Annotated in this window: 2 protein-coding genes; both read right to left on the minus strand. The window is 71.9% G+C overall.

The genetic code is table 11. The annotated features are described in order from the left end of the window. Window positions 1-56: 56 nt before the first annotated feature. Window positions 57-1,250 carry a lipid-transfer protein gene (locus ACRX5S_RS02425; protein ID WP_436770987.1) on the minus strand — a complete coding sequence of 398 codons (1,194 nt, stop codon included), beginning with the start codon at window positions 1,248-1,250 and terminating at the stop codon, window positions 57-59. Then, window positions 1,247-1,690: a Zn-ribbon domain-containing OB-fold protein gene (locus ACRX5S_RS02430; protein WP_436770988.1), complete on the minus strand. Its 444-nt coding sequence runs from the start codon at window positions 1,688-1,690 to the stop codon at window positions 1,247-1,249. The genes ACRX5S_RS02425 and ACRX5S_RS02430 overlap by 4 nt, the downstream gene beginning before the upstream one ends. Window positions 1,691-2,195: the final 505 nt, after the last annotated feature.

A 2,195-nucleotide genomic window follows, 5' to 3' on the forward strand; every position in this document is an offset into this window, starting at 1 on the left:
TTCGATGGAACCGCTCTCTGTGCCGCTACCTCTGCCGTTGCCGGTCCGGGCGGCCGCTAGCGGGTCACGATGATCGACGAACCGTGCCCGAACAGGCCCTGGTTCGCCGTGATGCCGACCTTGGCGTCCGGCACCTGCCGCGCGCCGGCCTGGCCGCGCAGCTGCCAGGTCAGCTCGCACACCTGGGCGATCGCCTGGGCCGGGACCGCCTCACCGAACGAGCCGAGGCCGCCGGAGGCGTTGACCGGGATGCGCCCGGTCACCTCGGTCTCGCCGTCGCGCAGGAGCTTCTCCGCCTCGCCGCGTCCGCAGATGGCCAGGTCCTCGATCCAGTCCAGCTCCAGCGCGGTGGACAGGTCGTAGACCTCCGCGAGGCTCAGGTCCTCAGGGCCGAGGCCGGCCTCCTCGTAGGCCGCGTGGGCCAGCGAGGCGCGGAAGGACAGGTCGTTCGGCTGCACGGCGGCCGACGAGTCCGTGGCGATGTCGGGCATCTCGATGACCGCGCTCGGGAAGGTCGGGGTGACCGTCGAGACCGCGGAGATGCGGACCGGCTTGGTGGTGCGCTTGGCGGCGAACTCCTTGCTGCACAGCACGACCGCGGCGGCGCCGTCGGAGGTCGCGCAGATGTCCATCAGGCGCAGCGGGTCGGCGACGACGGGGGAGGCCGCGACGTCTTCGAGGGTGAACGCCTTCTTGTAGCGGGCGTTCGGGTTGTGCAGGCCGTTCTTCGCGTTCTTGACCTTGACCTTGGCGAAGTCCTCGACGGAGGCGCCGTACAGGTCGATGCGGCGGCGCGCGTACAGCCCGAAGTACGTCGGGTTGGTGGCGCCCAGCACGTGGAAGCGCACCCAGTCCGGGTCGTCGGGACGGTCGCCGCCGACGGGGGCGAAGAAGCCCTTGGGTGCGGCGTCGGCACCGACGACCAGGGCCACGTCGACCAGGCCCGCGAGGATCTGCGCGCGGGCGTTGGCGATGGCCTGCGAGCCGGAGGCGCACGCGGCGTACGAGCTGGAGACGCGGGCGCCGGTCCAGCCGAGGGCCTGCGCGAAGGTGGCCCCGGCGACGAAGCCGGGGTAGCCGTTGCGGATGGTGTCCGCGCCGGCGACGTACTGGATGTCGCGCCAGTCGAGGCCCGCGTCGGCGAGCGCGTCCTGGGCGGCCTTGATGCCGTACTCGACGAAGTTGCGGCCCCACTTGCCCCACGGGTGCATGCCCGCGCCGAGGACGACGACCTCACGGTCCCTGGTCATGCGGAGGCTCCCGTCGGCTTGAACTTCCACGTGGTGAACACCTGGTCGTCGGTCTCGTACAGCACGCCGGGGACGATCTCGACCTCGGCGCCGACGGTCAGGTCGTCGACGGTGACGCCGGGCTCGGCCTGGCCGAGGACGATCATGCCCTCCTCGGCGAGCTGCACGGCGACGATGGTGAACGGCACCCACTCGGCGTCCGGGTCGGAGACGTAGGGTGCGGGCGGGCGGTATCCGGCGTTGGTGTACGACCACACGGTGCCGCGGCCCGAGAGCTTGATCTCCTCGAACTCGGTGCCCGCGCACGCGGGGTTCTTGCAGAACGTGTCCTGCCGGGGGAAGAACACGGTCCCGCAGGCGGTACACCGGGTGCCGAGGAGCCGGAAGTCCTCGTCGTCCGTGGTGAACCAGCCGGGGACCACAGGCTTGTGGTCCTTCATCGCCTGGGCCTCCTTCGTCTCGGGTGCAGTCCTCTCCGGACGGTTCCGGTGGAGGCTGTGCGGTAGGGGCCTGGCGGACCCCACCCCCTATTCTGACGGTACGTCAGTTACCCGAGGCAAGGTGGTCGGCAGTAGCACTCCTCACAATCCGCGTGCTGACCTGCGGAAGACGCCCCCCGATGAGACGTGCCCGCGACGCGGCCGTGAGCCCGCGGCGTGCTCCCGGTCCCACCCGCGCCACCCGCCACCGGCGGGGTGGGGCAGCGGCGTGGGCTTCGGGTGGGCGGGCTCGCTGAACGCGACGGGCTGCGTGCGATCGGCGAGCGGGGGCATGGCCTGCCCGACAGAGCGCGACCCGTGGTTCCTCGCGAATCCGCTCGCGATGCCCGCTCGGGCAGGAGAGGGCGCGTGGCGCTTCCCCGTGAGGCTCGGAGCCGCGCTTCGTGATCGGCCGTACGTGCGTGGGTGCCGCGCGGATGCGCGGCGGTGCGGCGGCGGGCCCGGG

Source organism: Yinghuangia sp. YIM S09857, from assembly GCF_051388915.1.
GTDB lineage: Bacteria > Actinomycetota > Actinomycetes > Streptomycetales > Streptomycetaceae > Yinghuangia.

Excerpts from the sequence above, each read along its gene's own strand:
- ACRX5S_RS02425 (WP_436770987.1), bottom strand. The coding sequence starts at position 1,250 with ATGACCAGGGACCGTGAGGTCGTCGTCCTCGGCGCGGGCATGCACCCG.
- ACRX5S_RS02430 (WP_436770988.1), bottom strand. The coding sequence starts at position 1,690 with ATGAAGGACCACAAGCCTGTGGTCCCCGGCTGGTTCACCACGGACGAC.